The organism is Streptomyces sp. NPDC002640 (assembly GCF_053592575.1).
This window is the reverse complement of record NZ_JBSFVZ010000003.1, coordinates 118,109-137,884: the sequence shown is the minus strand read 5'-3', so window position 1 is coordinate 137,884 and position 19,776 is coordinate 118,109. Positions and strand designations below refer to the sequence as shown.

The 19,776-nt window shown below is 71.3% G+C and carries 18 protein-coding genes and 1 tRNA gene; 7 read left to right on the top strand and 12 right to left on the bottom strand.

The window, feature by feature from the left end:
* Positions 1–47 precede the first annotated feature (47 nt).
* The gene (locus ACWD3O_RS05320) at positions 48–707 is read left to right on the top strand and encodes a LuxR C-terminal-related transcriptional regulator (RefSeq protein ID WP_451408527.1); all 660 of its coding nucleotides are present in this window, start codon (positions 48–50) and stop codon (positions 705–707) included.
* Between the two features lie 99 nt (positions 708–806).
* Here the strand turns inward: ACWD3O_RS05320 and ACWD3O_RS05315 are convergent, their stop codons facing one another.
* Both ACWD3O_RS05315 and ACWD3O_RS05310 read right to left on the bottom strand, forming a co-directional pair.
* Complete coding sequence (locus tag ACWD3O_RS05315; RefSeq protein WP_451414896.1) at positions 807–1,127, bottom strand: hypothetical protein; 321 nt, start codon at positions 1,125–1,127, stop codon at positions 807–809.
* Between the two features lie 27 nt (positions 1,128–1,154).
* Complete coding sequence (locus ACWD3O_RS05310) at positions 1,155–2,831, bottom strand: sodium:solute symporter family protein (RefSeq protein WP_361146614.1); 1,677 nt, start codon at positions 2,829–2,831, stop codon at positions 1,155–1,157.
* A gap of 218 nt (positions 2,832–3,049) precedes the next feature.
* Here ACWD3O_RS05310 and galT point away from each other — a divergent pair, with 218 nt between their 5' ends.
* From galT to ACWD3O_RS05290, 4 genes are all read left to right on the top strand, one after another.
* A complete protein-coding gene (galT, locus tag ACWD3O_RS05305; RefSeq protein ID WP_451408529.1) occupies positions 3,050–4,111 on the top strand; it encodes a galactose-1-phosphate uridylyltransferase in 1,062 nt (353 codons plus the stop codon).
* Entirely contained in the window at positions 4,108–5,073 is a 966-nt protein-coding gene (gene galE, locus ACWD3O_RS05300) for a UDP-glucose 4-epimerase GalE (protein ID WP_451408530.1), read from the top strand. The genes galT and galE overlap by 4 nt, the downstream gene beginning before the upstream one ends.
* A 32-nt stretch (positions 5,074–5,105) precedes the next feature.
* Positions 5,106–6,293, top strand: a complete 1,188-nt coding sequence (gene galK, locus ACWD3O_RS05295) for a galactokinase (protein WP_451414895.1) — start codon at positions 5,106–5,108, stop codon at positions 6,291–6,293.
* Positions 6,294–6,455: 162 nt separating this feature from the next.
* Entirely contained in the window at positions 6,456–7,097 is a 642-nt protein-coding gene (locus ACWD3O_RS05290; RefSeq protein ID WP_451414894.1) for a Uma2 family endonuclease, read from the top strand.
* A gap of 8 nt (positions 7,098–7,105) precedes the next feature.
* Here the strand turns inward: ACWD3O_RS05290 and ACWD3O_RS05285 are convergent, their stop codons facing one another.
* Complete coding sequence (locus ACWD3O_RS05285) at positions 7,106–7,801, bottom strand: TetR family transcriptional regulator (RefSeq protein WP_451408533.1); 696 nt, start codon at positions 7,799–7,801, stop codon at positions 7,106–7,108.
* A gap of 7 nt (positions 7,802–7,808) precedes the next feature.
* Positions 7,809–8,825, bottom strand: coding sequence for an acyl-CoA desaturase (locus ACWD3O_RS05280; RefSeq protein ID WP_451408534.1), 1,017 nt, complete (start codon positions 8,823–8,825; stop codon positions 7,809–7,811).
* A gap of 305 nt (positions 8,826–9,130) precedes the next feature.
* On the opposite strand from ACWD3O_RS05280, the gene ppc reads away from it, so the two are divergent.
* Positions 9,131–11,863: a phosphoenolpyruvate carboxylase gene (gene ppc, locus ACWD3O_RS05275; protein ID WP_451414893.1), complete on the top strand. Its 2,733-nt coding sequence runs from the start codon at positions 9,131–9,133 to the stop codon at positions 11,861–11,863.
* 76 nt (positions 11,864–11,939) lie between these two features.
* Here ppc and ACWD3O_RS05270 read toward each other — a convergent pair whose 3' ends face one another.
* Positions 11,940–12,755 (bottom strand): trans-aconitate 2-methyltransferase, encoded by an 816-nt coding sequence (locus ACWD3O_RS05270; protein ID WP_451414892.1) that lies wholly within the window; start codon positions 12,753–12,755, stop codon positions 11,940–11,942.
* 86 nt (positions 12,756–12,841) lie between these two features.
* Here ACWD3O_RS05270 and ACWD3O_RS05265 point away from each other — a divergent pair, with 86 nt between their 5' ends.
* Positions 12,842–13,339 carry a MarR family winged helix-turn-helix transcriptional regulator gene (locus tag ACWD3O_RS05265; RefSeq protein ID WP_451408537.1) on the top strand — a complete coding sequence of 166 codons (498 nt, stop codon included), beginning with the start codon at positions 12,842–12,844 and terminating at the stop codon, positions 13,337–13,339.
* Here ACWD3O_RS05265 and ACWD3O_RS05260 read toward each other — a convergent pair.
* The 7 genes from ACWD3O_RS05260 to ACWD3O_RS05230 all read right to left on the bottom strand — a co-directional run bounded on the left by ACWD3O_RS05260 (position 13,298) and on the right by ACWD3O_RS05230 (position 19,741).
* Complete coding sequence (locus ACWD3O_RS05260) at positions 13,298–14,200, bottom strand: LuxR C-terminal-related transcriptional regulator (RefSeq protein WP_451414891.1); 903 nt, start codon at positions 14,198–14,200, stop codon at positions 13,298–13,300. The genes ACWD3O_RS05265 and ACWD3O_RS05260 overlap by 42 nt on opposite strands.
* 423 nt (positions 14,201–14,623) lie before the next feature.
* Positions 14,624–15,220, bottom strand: a complete 597-nt coding sequence (gene pth / locus ACWD3O_RS05255) for an aminoacyl-tRNA hydrolase (protein WP_451415038.1) — start codon at positions 15,218–15,220, stop codon at positions 14,624–14,626.
* 84 nt (positions 15,221–15,304) lie between these two features.
* Positions 15,305–15,907 (bottom strand): 50S ribosomal protein L25/general stress protein Ctc, encoded by a 603-nt coding sequence (locus tag ACWD3O_RS05250; RefSeq protein WP_451408539.1) that lies wholly within the window; start codon positions 15,905–15,907, stop codon positions 15,305–15,307.
* 198 nt (positions 15,908–16,105) lie between these two features.
* Positions 16,106–17,080 carry a ribose-phosphate diphosphokinase gene (locus tag ACWD3O_RS05245; RefSeq protein ID WP_166022202.1) on the bottom strand — a complete coding sequence of 325 codons (975 nt, stop codon included), beginning with the start codon at positions 17,078–17,080 and terminating at the stop codon, positions 16,106–16,108.
* A gap of 141 nt (positions 17,081–17,221) precedes the next feature.
* Positions 17,222–18,664 carry a bifunctional UDP-N-acetylglucosamine diphosphorylase/glucosamine-1-phosphate N-acetyltransferase GlmU gene (gene glmU / locus ACWD3O_RS05240; protein WP_451414890.1) on the bottom strand — a complete coding sequence of 481 codons (1,443 nt, stop codon included), beginning with the start codon at positions 18,662–18,664 and terminating at the stop codon, positions 17,222–17,224.
* 130 nt (positions 18,665–18,794) lie between these two features.
* Positions 18,795–18,866: transfer RNA gene (locus tag ACWD3O_RS05235), tRNA-Gln, on the bottom strand.
* An 8-nt stretch (positions 18,867–18,874) separates the two neighbouring features.
* Positions 18,875–19,741, bottom strand: a complete 867-nt coding sequence (locus ACWD3O_RS05230; RefSeq protein WP_451414889.1) for a hypothetical protein — start codon at positions 19,739–19,741, stop codon at positions 18,875–18,877.
* Positions 19,742–19,776: the final 35 nt, after the last annotated feature.

Below are 19,776 nucleotides of genomic sequence, written 5' to 3'. Positions count from 1 at the left end.
CCGCGAGAGCCGGGGGGCCTCGGGCCGGGGGCAAGGTGGGGGGTTCGATGGGAGTGCGGCTCATGGTGGTCGACGACCACCGACTGCACGCGGAGGCGCTGGCCTCCGCCCTGAAGCTGCGCGGGCACCGGGTGCTGGCCGCGGCCGCTCCGGCGGCGGGCGCGGCCGAGCTGGTGATCGGCAGGGCGCCGGAGGTGTGCCTGCTGGGCACCGCGGAGCCGGCCCGGCCGGGGGCGTTCGATCCGGTGGAGCGGATCAAGCGGGAGCGGCCCCAGGTGGCCGTGGTGGTGCTGGGCCCGGTGCCCAGCCCCCGCGGCATCGCGGCGGCCTTCGCGGCCGGGGCGTCGGGGTACGTGCGCCACGACGAGCGGATCGAAGGGGTCGAGCGGGCCATCGTCAAGGCGCGGGCCGGTGAGGCGGCCGTCGCGCCGGGGCTGCTGCAGAGCGCCTTCCACGAGCTGCTCCACCCGGTGGCCGAGCCCGACGACGAGGGACGGCGGCTGCTGTCGTCGCTCACCCCTCGGGAGGCGGAGGTGCTGGTCCGGGTCGCCGAGGGCGAGGACACCCGGCTGATCGCGGAGGGCATGGGCATAGCGCCCAGCACGGCCCGCACCCATGTGCAGCGGGTGCTGATGAAGCTGGGCGTGGGCTCACGGCTGGAGGCCGCGGCCCTCGCCGCCCGCGCGGGCCTCCTCGACCAGGGCTGAGCGTCACGCCGCACGGGGAAGTACCGCACGGGGAAGGGCCGGACTCCGACAGGAGTCCGGCCCTTCCCCGTGACGGCGACGTCTCAGGACGCCTCGGCCTCAGTGCTGGCCCAGCCGGTTCTGCTCCTCCATGCCCGTGGGGGGCGGGGGCGGGGCGGCCGGGCGGAGCTTGAGCCAGGCCAGGAAGAACAGGCCCAGCGCGAGCATGGCCAGCCCGGTCCACAGGTTGATGTTGACGTCGACCGCCTTCTCCCGTGCGCCGTCCGACGGCGAGATCCCGGCGAGGGTGACGATCACGCCGTACACGACGAACAGCAGGCCGATGATGCGGCGGATGTCGAAGAGGCGCGCGGCACTCGCGGACTTGGTCTCCAGCTCGGTGACCGACCGCTGGACGTCCTTCTCGGAAAACTCGGACATGGTCTCTCCATTCTCCCGCGTGCGCTCTTAGAACGAGAACGGGATGTAGCAGGCGGCGGCCAGGATGATCGCTCCCCAGCCCAGCAGGGCCGGCTTGCGGTACCAGGCGTCGTCGCCCTCGGCGGCCGGCTCGGTCATGCCCGGCGACTTGGTGCCGTAGACCAGGCCCTGCAGCTCCTCGATCGGCTTGGGCTTGGTGAAGAGCGAGACCGCGACCATCACCACCGCGCCGGCGACGAAGCCGACGATCGCCGAGACGAAGTTGGCGCCCTGGTCGGAGGGGATGTCGATGATGCCCTGCTTGTAGATGACGAAGTAGTTCACCATCGCCGAGACCGTACCGGCGAGCAGGCCCCAGAAGCCGGAGACCATCGACGCCCGCTTCCAGAACATGCCGATGATGAAGACCACGAACATCGGCACGTTGAAGAAGGAGAACAGCGTCTGCAGGTAGGCCATGATGTTGGAGAAGGTCGACGCGAGGAACGCCGTGCCCATCGAGGCCAGCACGCCGAGGACGGTGATCAGCCGTCCGAAGCGCAGGTAGTAGGCGTCCTCCTGGTTCCGCTTCACGTACTTCGCCCAGATGTCCGTGGTGAAGACGGTGTTGAAGGAGGAGACGTTGGCCGCCATACCGGCCATGAACGCCGCGACCAGACCGGTGATCGCGATGCCGAGCACACCGTTGGGCAGCAGCTGGCCCATCAGGTAGGGGATCGCGTCGTTGTACTCCAGGCCGGAGGAGGCCTGGCCGATCTTGGGCACCAGCACGGCGGCGACCAGGCCGGGGATCATCACCAGGAAGACGATGAAGATCTTCGGGAACGCGGCGATCAGCGGGGTGCGCTGGGCGGCGGAGAGGTTCTTGGCGGACAGCGCGCGCTGGACCTCGGCGAAGTTGGTCGTCCAGTAGCCGAAGGACAGCACGAAGCCGAGGCCCAGGACGATGGTCAGCCAGTTGGCGCCCAGCGGGTTGTCGCTGCCGATGCCGGTGCCACCCCACGCGGTGACGAAGTCGCCGCCCTTCTGCGCGGTGAGCGAGTCGGTCAGGCCGTCCCAGCCGCCGACCCGCTTCAGGCCCAGGACGGTGATCGGGATCAGCGCCGCGAGGATCACGAAGAACTGCAGCACCTCGTTGTAGATCGCCGAGGAGAGACCGCCGATGGTGATGTACGCGAGGACGAAGAAGCCGGCCACGACGATGGCCACCCACTCGGGCCAGCCGAGCAGCGCCTCGACCACGATCGCCAGCGAGTACAGGTTGACGCCGGCGATCAGGATCGCGGCGAACGCGAACAGCACCGAGGACAGCAGGTGCGCCGACTTGTCGAAGCGCAGCAGCAGGAACTCGGGCACCGACCGGACCTTGGAGCCGTAGTAGAACGGCATCATCACCAGGCCGAGGAAGACCATGGCCGGGATGGCGCCGATCCAGTACCAGTGCACCGTGTAGACGCCGTACTGGGCACTGTTGGCCGCCATGCCGAGGACCTCGGTGGCGCCGAGGTTGGCGGAGATGAAGGCGAGACCCGTCACCCACGCGGGCAGTGACCGGCCCGAGAGGAAGAAGTCGAGGCTGGTCTTGACCGACTTCCGCGCCAGGAAGCCGACGCCGAGCACGAAGAGGAAGTAGATGGCCAGCAGGCTGTAGTCGAGCCAGTTGGCGGGGAGCCGCAGCTCAGCTGCCAGATGTGTGGGGGGCATAGGAACTCGCTTCGTCGCGCGTTACGGAATTCACGGCCGATCTCATACCGAGGATGTCGATGTTTGAACGCTCCTGTTACTTCTCGTCCCCTGATTGTGACATCTCTGGTCGGGTTGAGTTCTGTTGTGGTCTGTTATGTTGACTTCTGTTCGAGGCATCGCGCATCCGGACGGGACATCCGAGGGAGCCGGGCGGTGCGGCAGGAAGGCGATCGACGGTGAGGAAGACTTCGACCCGGCTTGCCGACGGGCGCGAGCTCATCTACTACGACCTCGGTGACGGACCCGCGCGCGACGCGGTCGACCGGCGTCCCCTGGACGCCACCGTCACCAGCTCCGAGGTCCGTCACGACGAGCTCCTCGGCGACGACATCGCGGTCGCCTCGCACCGTCAGGGCCGCACCTACCACCCGCCGGCCGACCAGTGCCCGCTCTGCCCCAGCCAGGGCGACCGGCTCAGCGAGATCCCGGACAGCCACTACGACGTGGCCGTCTTCGAGAACCGCTTCCCCTCGCTGGCCGGCGACTCGGGCCGCTGCGAGGTCGTCTGCTTCACCGAGGACCACGACGCCTCGTTCGCCGAGCTCTCCGAGGAGCAGGCCCGGCTGGTTCTCGACGCCTGGACCGACCGGACCGCCGAGCTGTCGCATCTCTCCTCCGTCGTCCAGGTCTTCCCCTTCGAGAACCGGGGCCGCGAGATCGGCGTGACGCTCGGTCACCCCCACGGGCAGATCTACGCCTACCCCTTCGTCACGCCGCGTACCGCGCGGATGTTCCAGTCCCTGGCGGCCCGCCGCCGCGAGTCGGCCACCGCCAATCTCTTCGACGAGATCGTCGAGCGCGAGTCGGCCGGGGAACGACTGGTCCTCGCGGGTGACCACTGGGTCGCCTTCGTCCCCTACGCGGCCCACTGGCCCTACGAGGTGCACCTCTACCCGCGCCGCCGCGTCCCCGACCTGACCGCCCTCGACGAGGACCAGCGCGCCGAGTTCCCCCGGATCTACCTGGAGCTGCTGCGCCGCTTCGACCGGATCTTCGGTCCCGACGAGCCGCCCACGCCCTACATCGCCGCCTGGCACCAGGCGCCGTTCAGCGGTCTGGACGCGTACGAAGGGGTGACGCGGGACGACTTCGCGCTCCACCTCGAGCTGTTCACCATCCGCCGGACCTCCGGCAAGCTGAAGTTCCTCGCGGGCTCCGAGTCCGGGATGGGCGTGTACATCAACGACGTGCCGCCGGAGGCCGCCGCGGCACGGCTGCGGGAGGTGGCGAGCGCGTGAGCGGGACCGGCAAGTACCTGGTGACCGGCGGCGCCGGCTACATCGGCAGCGTGGTCGCCCAGCACCTGCTGGAGGCCGGGCACGAGGTCGTCGTCCTCGACGACCTGTCCACCGGCTTCCGCGAGGGCGTCCCCGAGGGCGCCGCGTTTGTCGAGGCCGACCTGCGCGACGCGGGCCGCCACCTCGACGCCTCCTTCGACGCCGTGCTCCACTTCGCCGCCTCCTCGCAGGTCGGCGAGTCCGTGGTGAAGCCGGAGAAGTACTGGGAGAACAACGTCGGCGGCTCCCTGGCGCTGCTGGCCGCGATGCGCGAGGCGGGGGTGCGGCGGCTGGTGTTCTCCTCGACCGCCGCCACCTACGGCGAACCGGCCGAGGTCCCCATCCCGGAGACCGCCCCCACCGCGCCCACCAACCCGTACGGCGCCACCAAGCTGGCCGTCGACCACATGATCACCAGCGAGGCGAACGCCCACGGCCTGGCCGCGGTCAGCCTGCGCTACTTCAACGTGGCCGGCGCCTACGGGGCGTACGGCGAGCGCCACGACCCAGAGTCGCACCTGATCCCGCTGATCCTCCAGGTCGCCCTGGGCAGGCGGGACCACATCGCGGTCTACGGCGACGACTACCCGACGCCCGACGGCACCTGCATCCGCGACTACATCCACGTGGCCGACCTCGCCGAGGCGCACCTGCTGGCCCTGGAGGCCGCCACCCCCGGCGAGCACCTGATCTGCAACCTGGGCAACGGCAACGGGTTCTCGGTCCGTCAGGTCGTCGAGACGGTCCGCCGGGTGACCGGGCATCCGGTCCCGGAGCGGGTCGCCGAGCGGCGCGGCGGGGACCCGGCCGCGCTGGTCGCCTCCGCCGCCACCGCCCGGGACCGGCTCGGCTGGCGGCCGCGCCGCGCCGACCTGACCACCATCGTCTCCGACGCCTGGGAGTTCGCGCGCCGCAGCGCGTGAGCGTCTCCCGTCATCGAGGAAGGCCACCGCACATGACCGAGTCGGTCGAGACCCCCGCCGACCCCGCGGCCGCCGCCGAGGCCGTCGCCCGGCGGTTCACCGAGCTGTACGGCGCCGAGCCGGCCGGCGTCTGGGCCGCCCCCGGGCGGGTCAACCTCATCGGTGAGCACACCGACTACAACGACGGCTTCGTGATGCCCTTCGCCCTGCCGCACGTCGCCGTCGCCGCGGTGTCGCCGCGCGAGGACGGGGTCCTGCGGTTCTCCTCCGCCGACGTGCCCGGCGGCGTGGTCGAACGCCGCGTCGAGGAGCTGCTCCCCGGCTCGGACAAGCGGTGGACCGCCTACCCGGCGGGCGTGGTGTGGGCGCTGACGGAGGGTGGCCACGACGTCACCGGCGCCGACGTCCACCTCGCGTCCACCGTGCCGAGCGGTGCCGGGCTCTCCTCCTCGGCGGCCCTGGAGGTCGTCGTCGCCCTCGCCCTCGACGACCTCTTCGGCCTCGGCCTGGACCGGGCGCTGCTGGCCCGGCTGTGCCAGCGCGCCGAGAACGAGTACGTGGGCGCCCCCACCGGGATCATGGACCAGACCGCCTCCGCCTGCTGCGAGGCCGGACACGCCCTCTTCCTCGACACCCGCGACGGCACGCGGCGGCAGATCCCCTTCGACCTCGCCGCCGAGGGCATGCGGCTGCTGGTCGTCGACACCCAGGTCAAGCACTCCCACAGCGGCGGCGAGTACGGCAAGCGCCGGGCCGGCTGCGAGCGGGGCGCCGAACTCCTCGGCGTGCGGGCCCTGCGCGACATCCCCTACGCGGAGCTCGACGAGGCCCTGGCCCGGATCGACGACGAGGAGATCCGCCGCCTGGTCCGCCACGTCGTCACCGAGGACGAACGCGTCGAACGGGTCGTCCGGCTCCTCTCCGCCGGCGACACCCGCGGCGTCGGGCCCGTCCTCACCGAGGGCCACGCCTCGCTCCGCGACGACTTCCGCGTCTCCGCGCCGGAGCTCGACGCCGTGGTCGACGCCGCGCTCGCCGCGGGCGCGCTCGGCGCGCGGATGACCGGCGGCGGGTTCGGCGGCTCCGCCATCGTCCTCGTCGACGACGACCGGGCCGCCGCGGTCGCCACCGCCGTGGAGTCCGCCTTCGCCGCGGCCGGCTACGAGCCCCCGCGCACCTTCCCCGCGGTCCCCTCCCAGGGAGCCCGCCGCCTCCGCTGACCCCCGCGCGACTCCCCGTCCGGGTGATCCGGCGAGGACCTGCCACCGCACGACCGACACCGGCGCCTACCGTGCCGGTGTCGGTCGTCCCGCGTGGCGTCCGCGCCCACACGGATGGAGGAGGTGCTCACGACGACCCCTCTCGCGCACGAGGTGTACCCGGTGACAGGCGAAGACGACCCGGCTTTCGACCTGGACGAGTTCCTGTGGCGGACCTGGCAGTCCATGGAGCTCCCCGAGGGCTACCGCGCCGAGATCATCGAGGCAGCCATCGAGGTGTCACCCACCGGTCGTCGCCGTCACACGGTGCTGATCAACCGTCTTCGCCGGCTGCTCGACAGCCACCTGCGGGACAGCGGTTACGCGGTCCATCACGACGGCAACGTCGTTCACCGACGCAAGTGCTGGGTCCCCGACCTCTTCGTCGCGCCCGAGGACCTGGACGAGATCCCCGACGAGGACGGTCTCGGCGTCGACGCGTCCGGTGTCGCCATGGTCGTCGAGGTCGTCTCCCCGGGGTCCCGCAACGTCGAACGGGACCGCATCCGCAAGCGGCGCGAATACGCGCGGGCGGGCATCCCGGTGTGCGTGCTGGTCGACGACCACGACGGGGACGGGGCCGTCACCGTGCTCACCGGTCCGGACGCGAAGAAGGCCGACTACTCCGACGTCCACCGCGTCGCCTACGGCACGGACGCGGTGATCCCCGAGGGTCCCGCCAAGGGGCTCGTCCTGGGGAAGGAGGCCACCGGGGACCGGGACCCGGACCGGCCGGCGCCGGTGGAGGGCGGGAGCGAGGGGTAGGCGGGGTCCTACGACTTCCGGTGGCCGATCAGCTTCGGCTTCTGCTCCAGCCCGTCGAGGCCGTGCCAGGCGAGGTTGACCAGGTGCGCGGCGACCTCGGCCTTCTTGGGGCGGCGGACGTCGAGCCACCACTGCCCGGTCAGGGCGACCATCCCCACCAGCGCCTGCGCGTACAGCGGCGCCAGCTTCGGGTCGAAGCCCCGGCTCTTGAACTCCCGGCCGAGGATGTCCTCGACCTGGGTGGCGATGTCGGAGATCAGCGAGGCGAAGGACCCCGTGGACTGCGGGATCGGCGAGTCCCGCACCAGGATCCGGAAGCCGTCGGTGTACTCCTCGATGTAGTCGAGGAGGGCGAACGCCGCCTGCTCGCACAGCTCCCGCGGATGGCCGGCCGTCAGCGACCCGGTGACCATGTCGAGCAGCCGCCGCATCTCGCGGTCGACGACCACCGCGTAGAGCCCTTCCTTGCCGCCGAAGTGCTCGTAGACCACCGGCTTGGAGACCCCGGCCTTCGCCGCGATCTCCTCCACGGAGGTCCCCTCGAAGCCCTTGGCGGCGAAGAGCGTGCGTCCGATCTCCAGCAGCTGCTGGCGCCGTTCCGCACCCGTCATCCGGGTGCGGCGCGCCCGCCTGGGCGGCTTCCCCTCCCGCGTGTCGTCACGGGGCCGGTCGGGATCGCTGGGGCTGCTGGAGTCGGTCACCACACGTCAATCATGCCGCGTCGGCCGTGGCCCCGGCCCGGCGGGACCGCTTGGCGTCCGGATCACGCCGTGCGGCGAGACGCTCCTCGGAGGGCCAGCGCACGTCGTACGCCCAGCCCAGCTGCTCGAACCAGCGGATGAAACGGGCCGAGGAATCGATCTGCCCCTTGAACACGCCGTGGCGCGCGGAGGTGGGGTCGGCGTGGTGCAGGTTGTGCCAGGACTCGCCGCAGGACAGCACGGCCAGCCACCAGACGTTCCCGGAACGGTCCCGGGACTTGAAGGGCCGCTTGCCGGTGGCGTGGCAGATGGAGTTGATCGACCACGTCACGTGGTGCAGCAGGGCCACCCGGACCAGGGAGCCCCAGAAGAACGCGGTGAAGGCGCCCCACCAGGACTGGGTGACCAGACCGCCGACGATCGGCGGGATGGCCAGCGACAGGATGGTCCAGCCGATGAACTGGCGGGAGATGGCCCGCAGCGCCGGGTCCTTGATCAGGTCGGGCGCGTACTTCTCCTGCGGGGTGCGCTCCTCGTCGAACATCCAGCCGATGTGCGCCCACCAGAGGCCCTTGACGAGGGCGGGGACGGTCTCGCCGTAGCGCCACGGCGAGTGCGGGTCGCCCTCGGCGTCGGAGAACTTGTGGTGGCGGCGGTGGTCGGCCACCCAGCGGACCAGGGGGCCCTCGACGGCCATGGAGCCCATGACGGCGAGCGCGATCTTCAGCGGCCGCTTGGCCTTGAAGGAGCCGTGCGTGAAGTGCCGGTGGTAACCGATGGTCACCCCGTGACAGCCCCAGTAGTAGAAGAAGACCATCAGGCCGAGGTCGAGCCAGCTCACCCCCCAGCCCCAGGCCAGCGGCACGGCCGCCACCAGCGCCGCGAACGGAACGATGATGAAGAGGAGCAGGGCGACCTGTTCGACCGTGCGCTTCTGCTCGCCCCCCAGGGTGGCCTTCGGCAGGACCTGTTCGGGTGCGGTGGTGGGCCGCGAGTCTTCGTCGATCACGTCGGAGCTTGTCGTCATGGGCATCCCTCGAGTGATGGAGAGTGCGGAGAACGGGCCAGGTGACGGAGGCACCACCGATGCCCGCTCCCTACGGTTCCGTAACCTACGGAATCGTAAGTATGTCAGCGCTTCGTCTCACAGCAAGAGCCGTTCCCCCGCGTGTGGCGGCGCCTGCCTATCCTTGGACCGGTCGGACAGCGCGGTCCGCTCCTCCATTCAGTCTCTTCCCGGACGCACGCCCCTGAAAGCCGAGCACGGCCGCATGGGTGGCGCGCCCGGATGCCCTGCCAGACAGAGCTTCACCGTTGCAAGGAGCCGCACCTGTGAGCAGTGTCGACGACCGGACCACCACCACGAGCAGCGAACTGCGGAGCGACATCCGCCGCCTGGGTGACCTGCTGGGTCAGACCCTGGTCCGGCAGGAAGGTCCCGAGCTGCTGGAACTCGTGGAGAAGGTCCGCAGACTGACCCGGGAGGACGGCGAGGCCGCGGCCGAGCTGCTCCGGGGCACCGAGCTGGAGACGGCCGCCAAGCTGGTCCGCGCCTTCTCCACCTACTTCCACCTCGCGAACGTCACCGAACAGGTGCACCGGGGGCGCGAACTGAGGGCGCGCCGGGCGGCGGAGGGCAGCCAGCTCGCCCGTACGGCGGACCGCCTGAAGGACGCGGACCCCGACCACCTCCGGGAGACGGTCCGCAACCTCAACATCCGTCCGGTCTTCACCGCGCACCCGACCGAGGCCGCCCGCCGCTCGGTGCTGAACAAGCTGCGGCGCATCGCGCACCTGCTGGAGACCCCGGTCATCGAGGCGGACCGGCGCCGGCACGACACCCGGCTGGCCGAGAACATCGACCTCGTCTGGCAGACGGACGAACTGCGCGTGGTCCGCCCCGAGCCGGCCGACGAGGCCCGCAACGCGATCTACTACCTGGACGAGCTGCACGCCGGCCCGGTCGGCGACGTGCTGGAGGACCTGACCGCGGAGCTGGAGCGGATCGGCGTCGAACTCCCCGACGCGACCCGGCCGCTGACCTTCGGCACCTGGATCGGCGGCGACCGCGACGGCAACCCCAACGTCACCCCGCAGGTCACCTGGGACGTGCTGATCCTCCAGCACGAGCACGGCATCAACGACGCCCTCGAGATGATCGACGAGCTGCGCGGCTTCCTGTCGAACTCGATCCGCTACACCGGCGCCACCGACGACCTGCTGGCGTCCCTCCAGCGGGACCTGGAGCTGCTGCACGAGATCAGCCCGCGCTACAAGCGGCTGAACGCCGAGGAGCCGTACCGGCTGAAGGCCACCTGCATCCGGCAGAAGCTGCTCAACACCAAGGAGCGCCTCGCCAAGGGCACCGCGCACGAGCCCGGCCGCGACTACCTGGGCACCGCCCAGCTCCTGGACGACCTGACGCTGATCCAGGTCTCGCTGCGCGAACACCGGGCGGGACTGTTCGCGGACGGCCGGATGGACCGCACGATCCGCACCCTGTCGGCGTTCGGCCTCCAGCTCGCCACCATGGACGTCCGCGAGCACGCCGACGCCCACCACCACGCGCTCGGCCAGCTCTTCGACCGCCTCGGCGAGGAGTCCTGGCGGTACGCGGACATGCCGCGCGACTACCGGAGCCGGCTGCTCGCCAAGGAACTGCGCTCCCGCCGCCCGCTGGCCCCGAGCCCGGCCCCGCTGGACAAGGCCGGCACCAAGACGCTGGGCACCTTCGACACGGTCAAGCGCGCGCTGGAGGTGTTCGGGCCCGAGGTCATCGAGTCGTACATCATCTCCATGTGCCAGGGCGCCGACGACGTCTTCGCGGCCGCGGTGCTGGCCCGCGAGGCCGGGCTGCTGGACCTGCACGCCGGCTGGGCGAAGATCGGCATCGTCCCGCTGCTGGAGACCACCGACGAGCTCAAGGCCGCGGACACCATCCTCGACGACATGCTCTCCGACCCGTCCTACCGGCGCCTGGTCGCGCTGCGGGGCGACGTCCAGGAGGTCATGCTCGGCTACTCCGACTCCTCCAAGTTCGGCGGCATCACCACCAGCCAGTGGGAGATCCACCGCGCCCAGCGCCGCCTGCGCGACGTCGCGCACCGGCACGGCGTGCGGCTGCGGCTCTTCCACGGCCGGGGCGGCACCGTCGGCCGCGGCGGCGGCCCCTCGCACGACGCGGTCCTCGCCCAGCCGTGGGGCACGCTGGAGGGCGAGATCAAGGTGACCGAGCAGGGCGAGGTCATCTCCGACAAGTACCTGGTGCCGTCGCTGGCCCGGGAGAACCTCGAACTGACGGTGGCGGCCACGCTGCAGGCGTCCGCGCTGCACACCGCGCCGCGGCAGTCGGTGGAGGCGCTGGCCCGATGGGACGCGGCGATGGACGTCGTCTCCGACGCCGCGCACGTCGCCTACCGGAAGCTGGTCGAGGACCCGGACCTGCCCGCGTACTTCTTCGCCTCCACCCCGGTCGACCAGCTCGCCGAACTCCACCTGGGCTCGCGGCCCTCGCGCCGCCCCGACGCGGGCGGCGGCCTCGACTCCCTCCGCGCGATCCCGTGGGTCTTCGGCTGGACCCAGTCCCGGCAGATCGTCCCCGGCTGGTTCGGCGTCGGCTCCGGCCTGAAGGCGCTGCGCGAGGCCGGCCTCGACAGCGTCCTGGAGGAGATGCACCAGGAGTGGCACTTCTTCCGGAACTTCATCTCCAACGTCGAGATGACGCTGGCCAAGACGGACCTGCGGATCGCCTCCCTGTACGTCGACAACCTCGTGCCCGACGAACTCCAGCACGTCTTCGACGCGATCAAGGCGGAGCACGAGCTCACGGTGGCGGAGGTCCTCAAGGTCACTGGTGAGGCAAGCCTGCTGGACGCCAACCCGGTCCTGAAGCAGACCTTCGCGATCCGGGACGCCTACCTGGACCCGATCTCCTACCTCCAGGTCACCCTGCTCAAGCGGCAGCGGGACGCCGCCGCGCGCGGCGAGGAGGTCGACCCGCTCCTCGCGCGGGCCCTGCTCCTCACCGTCAACGGCGTCGCCGCCGGCCTCCGCAACACCGGCTGACCCACCCCACCCCCGACACGACGGCGCCCCCACCCGGCCCCCACCGGGCGCGGGGCGCCGTTGTGCCGCGCGACGATCACCCCGCGGCCCCTCCCGGTGCGACGGCCACGCAGAACAGGCGGCGGAACGGCAGGACCGTGCCGTACGGGGCGCGGGGGTAGGCCTCCCGGAGGCGGTCGCGGTAGGCGGCGACGAACGCGTCCCGCAGCGGCGGGTCGGAGGCGAGCGCGGACAGCACCGGCCGCAGGCCCGTGCCCGACACCCAGTCCAGCACCGCGTCCTCACCCGGCAGGACGTGCAGGTACGTCGTCTCCCAGACGTCCACCGCGAACCCCCGCCGCGCGAACAGGTCCAGGTAGACCCCCGGGTCGCGCACCGAGTCGCCGCCCCGCAGCACCCCCCGCAGCCGGTCCGCCCAGCGCGGGTCCCCGGCCGTCTCCCGCATCAGGGCGTGCACCGGCGCGTCCAGGTTGTACGGCACCTGGAAGGCCAGCACCCCGCCCGGCGGCAGCGCCCCGGCCCACTCCGGCAGCGCCTCCGCGTGCCCCGGAACCCAGTGCAGCGCCGCGTTGGAGACGATCAGGTCGTACGTCCGGTCCGGCGACCACTCCGTGAGGTCGGCGAAGGCGAAGTCCAGGCCGCCGCCGCCCTCCGTCGGGCCGGCCAGCGGGGCCGCCCGCTCCAGCATCGCGGGCGAGTTGTCGTAGCCGGTGATCCGCGCCGCGGGCCACCGCCGCGCCAGCAGGTCCGCCGTGGTGGTGCCCGGCCCGCACCCCAGGTCGGCGATCCGCGGCGCGGCGGACGGCAACCGCGGCACCCGGGCCAGCAGGTCGAGGAACGGGCGGGCGCGATCACCCGCGTGGCGCAAGTACTGCTCGGCATCCCAGTCCATGCGCCCAGTGCACCGCGGAAATCTCTTGACGTCAAGATAGTTGCGTTCAAGAGACTTCACGTCGACACAACCACTACACTGATCGTATGGAGGACGAGGTCGATCGACTGGTCGCAGCGTGGCGCCGCGAGCGCCCGGACCTCGACGTGGAACCGCTCGAAGTGCTCAGCCGGGTCAGCCGGCTCGCCCGCCACCTCGACCGCGCCCGCCGCCTCGCCTTCTCCGAGCACCACCTCGAACCCTGGGAGTTCGACGTGCTCACCGCGCTCCGCCGCGCCGGAGCCCCCTACCAGCTCTCGCCCGGGCAACTCCTCACCCAGACGCTGGTCACCTCCGGCACCATGACCAACCGCATCGACCGGCTCGCCAAGAAGAGCCTCGTCGAACGCCTCCCCGACCCCAGCGACCGCCGCGGCGTCCTCGTCCGCCTCACCGAGGAGGGCAAGAACCGCGCCGACCTGGCCCTGTCCGGCCTCCTCGACCAGGAACGCGCCCTGCTCTCCGAACTCTCCCGCGGCGAACGCGGCGAACTCGCCACCCTGCTACGCCGGCTGACCGCCCCGTTCGACAACATCCCCGGCTAGGTCCACCGGACCCACCCCGGCCCGCCGCGCCAGCGCCACCGCCGCCAGCGTCGAGTGCACGCCCAGCTTCCCCAGCACGTTCTGCATGTGCGTCCGCACCGTGTGCGGGGACAGGAACAGCCGCTCCGCCACCGCCTTGCGGCCCAGCCCCGCCACCATGCAGCGCAGCACCTCGCGCTCCCGCGGCGTCAGCGACTCCACCAGCCGCTCGCTCTCCGTCCGGTGCCGCCGCGCCGTCGTCATCTCCCGCAGCACGCCCGTCAGCAGCGCCGGCGGCAGATGCGTCTCGTCCCGCAGCACACCCCGCACCACCGTCAGCAGCCGCGACAGCGAACAGTCCTTCGCCACCCAGCCCGAAGCCCCCGCCTGCAGCGCCTGGGCGGCCCGCCGCGGATCGTCCTTCTCCGCCAGCACCACCGTCCGCACACCCGGATGCGCCGACCGCACCGTCGCCACCAGCGCGATCCCGTCCCCGGCCACCGCACCGGCGGCCCCCTGACCGCCCGCGGCCCCGTCGGACCCGGACCCGTACCCGGCGCCGGACCCGGACCCGTACCCGGCGCCGGACCCGGCCCCGTACCCTGACCCGGCACCGGACGAGGACACGGAGGACTGCACCGGCAGCGACACCCGCGAGCCCGCCGGAGAACCGTTCACCGCACCCGGCCCACCCAGGTCCGCGTCGACCAGCAGCACGTCGAAACGCCGCCCGTCCGTCGCCGCACGCTCCAGCGACCTCAAAGCCGCCACCGCGCTGCCCGCCGCCGACACCTCGACGTCCGGCTCGGCCGCCAGGGCGGCGGCCAGCGACTCGGCGAAGATGCGGTGGTCGTCGACGACCAGCACCCGAACGCGGACCATCCGACCCACCCCGTCCCGTCTGCCTGCCAGTGTGCGGAGCCGTGCCAGGACGCCGGCGCCACGGGCTGAGCCCCGGCGCCGGCGCCACATGGCGAAGCGGACACGGCACCCGGCCCAGACCCAGGCCGCAGGGCCCCGGAGCGAGGAACCGCACCCGACGACCCCGGGCCGGCCGCCGCCGCACCCGAGTCGTACCCGCGCTGCTCCACCCACCGGATCCGGGCGCCGTACCCGACTGTCTCGCCCCCTGAACGGCACCGGCCCCCACCGGTGCTGCCCATCAGAGTACGGGCGCGGGGCGGGGCGGGAAGCGGATTCCCCCGAACTGGGGGAGCGGACCCGATCACCCGGGGCGCACACCCCGCACCCACGCCCCCCGGCCCACCGCGGGTGCCCCCGGCACCCCGGACCGGCGCGCGGCGGTCAGCAGTTGTAGGTGCCCTGCGCCCGCTCGAGCCCCTCCAGGACCAGCGCCTCGGTCGCGTCGGCCGCCCGGTCGACGAAGAACTCCAGCTCCTTGCGCTCCACCGAGGAGAAGTCCTTCAGCACGAAGTCCGCCACCTGCATCCGCCCCGGCGGCCGCCCGATCCCGAACCGCACCCGGTGGTAGTCCGGCCCCATCGCCTTGGTGACCGACTTCAGCCCGTTGTGCCCGTTGTCGCCACCGCCCAGCTTCAGCCGCAGCGTCCCGTAGTCGATGTCCAGCTCGTCGTGGACCGCCACCACCTGCGCCGCCGGCACCTTGTAGAAGTCCCGCAGCGCGTTCACCGGCCCCCCGGACAGGTTCATGAACGACATCGGCTTCACCAGCACCACCCGCCGGCCCGCCGGACCGGGCGGACCCACCCGGCCCTCCACCACCTGCGCCTGCGCCTTCCCGGCCCGCTTGAACCGGCCGCCCATCCGCTCCGCCAGCAGGTCCGCCACCATGAAGCCGACGTTGTGCCGGTTCATCGCGTACTCCGGCCCCGGATTGCCGAGACCCACCACCAGCCACGGGGCATTCGCGTCTGTGGACACCACGTCACTCTCCCTGGGAAAAGACCACCGGCCGCCGCCCCCTCGGGGAGCGGCGGCCGGCGGAACGACAGATCAAGGGCGGATTCAGCCCTCGTCGACCACGTCGCCCTCGGGGGCCTCCTCGGCCGCCTCCTCGGACTCCTCGACCTGCGGGGCGACGACGGAGAGCACGACGGCCTCCTCGTCACCGGCCAGGGAGACACCCTTCGGCAGCTTCACGTCCTTGGCCAGGACGTTGGCACCCGACTCCAGGCCCTCGATCGACACGACCACGGACTCCGGGATGTTGGTGGCCTCGGCCTCGACGGACAGCGCCGCCTGCACCAGCTCGACCAGACCGGCACCCGGGGCCAGCTCGCCCTCGGTGACGACCGGGATCTCGACCGCGACCTTCTCGCCCTTGTTCACGAGCAGCAGGTCGACGTGCTCCAGGAAGCCCTTCAGCGGGTCACGCTGCACGGACTTCGGGATCGCCAGCTCGGAGCCCTTGCCGTCGATCGTCAGGGAGATCAGGACGTTCGGCGTACGCAGCGCCAGCAGCAGGTCGTGACCCGGCAGGGTCAGGTGCTTCGGGTCCGTGCCGTGGCCGTAGAGGACGACCGGCACCTTGTTCTCGCGGCGGATGCGACGGGCCGCACCCTTGCCGAACTCGGAACGGGTCTCGGCGGCGAGCTTCACCTCGGACATGCTCACACTCCTTCGTAGTGGTACGTCAAACGGTCGGGGTCACCCGGCCAAACAACGGCCTGCTACGAAGAGCGCGTCGATAACGGACCGCCGTACACAGAAGTACGGCCTCCCTCGCCGAGCAACTCCAGAAGTCTACTCGGCGAGGAAGGCCGCACAAAAACGATCTAGCGCCCGGCTAGCTCGACGTGGTCATCCTCACTGCTCGTCGAACAGGCTGGTGACCGAACCGTCCTGGAACACCTCACGCACCGCGGAGGCGATCGTCGGCGCGATCGACAGCACCGTGATCTTGTCCAGCTCCAGCTCACCCGGCGTCGGCAGGGTGTTCGTCAGCACGAACTCGCTCACCCGCGAGTTCTTCAGCCGGTCCGCCGCCGGACCCGACAGCACACCGTGCGTCGCCGTCACGATCACGTCCGCCGCACCGTGCGCGAACAGCGCGTCCGCCGCCGCGCAGATCGTGCCCGCGGTGTCGATCATGTCGTCGACCAGGACGCACACCCGGCCCTTGACCTCGCCCACCACCTCATGGACCGTCACCTGGTTCGCGACGTCCTTGTCACGCCGCTTGTGCACGATCGCCAGCGGCGCGCCCAGACGGTCGCACCAGCGGTCCGCCACCCGCACCCGGCCGGCGTCCGGGGAGACCACGGTCAGCTTGTCCCGGTCCACCTTCGCGCCCACGTAGTCCGCCAGCAGCGGCAGCGCGAACAGGTGGTCCACCGGACCGTCGAAGAAGCCCTGGATCTGGTCCGTGTGCAGATCCACGGTCAGGATGCGGTCCGCGCCCGCGGTCTTCATCAGATCCGCGATCAGACGGGCCGAGATGGGCTCACGACCACGGTGCTTCTTGTCCTGACGGGCATAGCCGTAGAACGGCACGATGACCGTGATCGACCGGGCCGACGCGCGCTTCAGCGCGTCGATCATGATCAGCTGCTCCATGACCCACTTGTTGATGGGGGCCGTGTGGCTCTGCATCAGGAAGCAGTCCGCGCCACGCGCCGACTCCTGGTAGCGGACGTAGATCTCGCCGTTCGCGAAGTCGAACGCCTTGGTCGGGACGACCTCGACGCCCAGCTGGTGCGCCACCTCCTCGGCAAGCTCGGGGTGGGCGCGGCCGGAGAAGAACATCATCTTCTTCTGGCCGGTCGTCTTGATCCCGGTCACAGCACTGTCTCCTCAGAGGTGTGGTCTCACAGCGGGCGGGGGCAGGGGAGAGTGCCGGACGGCGCCTGCCCGCCCGGCTGGGGGGTGGTGCGAGTATCTGCACTTATCACGGTACGCCCGATCAGACGGGCCTGGACACGCTCAGCCTTCGCCGTCCACCTGTCGGGACGCCTCCTCGGCGGCCTTCGCCGCCGCGCTCCCCGGACGCTTCCGGGCCACCCAACCCGCGATATTCCGCTGCTGGGCACGGGCCACGGCCAGCGCACCGGGCGGCACCGGCGTGGTCAGCACCGACCCCGCGGCGGTGTAGGCGCCGTCCCCGACAGTGACAGGTGCCACAAACATGTTGTCCGCGCCGGTACGGCAGTGCGACCCGATCGTCGTGTGGTGCTTCTCCTGGCCGTCGTAGTTCACGAACACGCTGGCGGCGCCGATGTTGGTGTGGTCGCCGATGGTGGCGTCCCCGACATAGGTCAGGTGCGGCACCTTGGTGCCCTCGCCGATCTCCGCCTTCTTCGTCTCGACGTACGTGCCGATCTTCGACCGCAGGCCGAGCCGCGTCCCCGGCCGCAGGTACGCGAACGGGCCCACCGACGCCTCCGGGCCCACGATCGCGCCGTCCGCCACCGTGTGGTCCAGGCGCGCGCCCGGGCCCACCTCCGTGTCGTTCAGGCGGCTGTTCGGGCCCACCTCGGCGCCCTCGCCGACGTGCGTGGAGCCCGTCAGCTGCGTGTTCGGATGCACCAGCGCGTCCTGACCGAAGGTCACCGTCACGTCCACATACGTCGACGCCGGGTCCACCACCGTCACACCGGACAGCATGGCCTGCTCCAGCAGCCGCTCGTTCATGATCCGCCGCGCCTCGGCCAGTTGCACGCGGTTGTTGATGCCGGCGATCTCCCGGTGGTCCGCCGCCACGCTCGCGCCCACCCGGTGGCCGTCCGCCCGGAGGATGCCGAGGACGTCGGTCAGGTACTCCTCGCCCTGGCTGTTGTCGGTCCGCAGCCGGCCCAGCGCGTCCGCCAGCAGACGGCCGTCGAACGCGAACACGCCGGAGTTGATCTCCCGGATCGCGCGCTGCGTCTCGGAGGCGTCCTTGTGCTCCACGATGGCCGTCACCGCGCCCTGGTCGTCGCGGACGATCCGGCCGTAGCCGGTGGCGTCCGGGACCTCGGCGGTCAGCACCGTCACCGCGTTGCCGTCGGCGGCGTGCGTCCCGGCCAGCGCGCGGAGCGTCTCGCCGCGCAGCAGCGGGGTGTCGCCGCAGACCACCACGACCGTGCCGTCGGCCTCGCCGAGCTCCGCCAGCGCGATGCGGACGGCGTGGCCGGTGCCGTTCTGCTCCTCCTGCACGGCGGTGCGGACGGCGGCGTCGGTCTCCGCGAGGTGACCCGTCACCTGCTCCCGCGCGTGGCCCACGACCACGACCAGGTTCTCCGGCTCCAGCTCCCGCGACGCCGCGAGCACGTGCCCCACCAGGGACCGTCCGCACAGCGTGTGCAGAACCTTGGGAGTGGCGGACCTCATACGGGTGCCCTCACCCGCTGCGAGGACGACGACGGCGGCCGGGCGGTTGACGCTCACGGTGGTGCCCTTCGGCTGTATTACGAGTGGGACACCCGCAGGATACCGGGGGGTCGGTGAGGCCACACGCGCGTGCGGGTCCCGACCGCGCGTGCGGTCAGGACCCGTCGGAAGTGCTCACTTGGTTCGGCTCCCCCGCCAGGATTTGAACCTGAACTGCTAGAGCCAAAATCTAGGGTGCTGCCAATTACACCACGGGGGAATGCCGTGTCAGCGGCGGCTATTCGAGCCGGCCGCTGACGCCGCAGCCTCTACTATGCCGTACCAGGCCCCCTCGACGCGACGGTACAAGTCGGCTGCCTGCAGAACATAAACAGCGAGACAGCCCTGGTAGTTCTCCCCGGTGTTCTTCCGAACCGTCTTGGGGTTGTGCCTCTTGAGACCTGTCTTGTAGAAGGCGGACGCGTCGGCCCCGGTGAGCTCGGCCCAGTAGCTCTCGGCAGCTGCCACATCGGCGTCTTCGTGGATCATTACGGCGAAGCGCAGCCGCTGCGGGTCGACGTCCAGCAGGCGCAGCCAGGCCAGATAGACCTGGATCACGCTCGGGTCGCTGTTGACGAAGGCGACCCTTTCGCGGCGCGCATAGGACTTGTCTTTCGATCCCTCGGCCCAGTACAAGGCCACACCGGCGAGGAAGAGTTCTCGCTCGGTGAGTTCGCCCACCGATTTGCGGCCTTCCTCCTTCGTTGCGAGCCGCGCCTCCTCGCGGGCCCGGAGGCGGGCCTCCCACCCCCGCCTGCCGATCTCGGATGCCTCCTCCCGGGTGCGGCGCTTTCGCTCCGGGGCAGGGAGATCCCGCACCCAGAGGGACACGGAGCTCTTCGAGCAGCCCAGCTCCTCCTTGATCCGGTCATAGGTCCAGCCCTGGGACCGGAGCTCGCGGGCGCGGGCGCGGAGGGTGTCCTTGGCGTTGGGCCGCTTCGTCCACTCCGGAGGCGGCTCGCCCGCCAGGAGTGGCCGGAGGGTCCAGCCGGCGATGCCCAGCTCCTCGCGGATCTGACGCGTGCTGAAGCCCTGTCGTCGCAGGGCGACGGCCCGTTCCCGGAGGTGGGCCGTCGAGGTGTCGCGCTGTTCCATACGGCAGACTCTCCGCCTGCCGGAGGGTGGTTCGG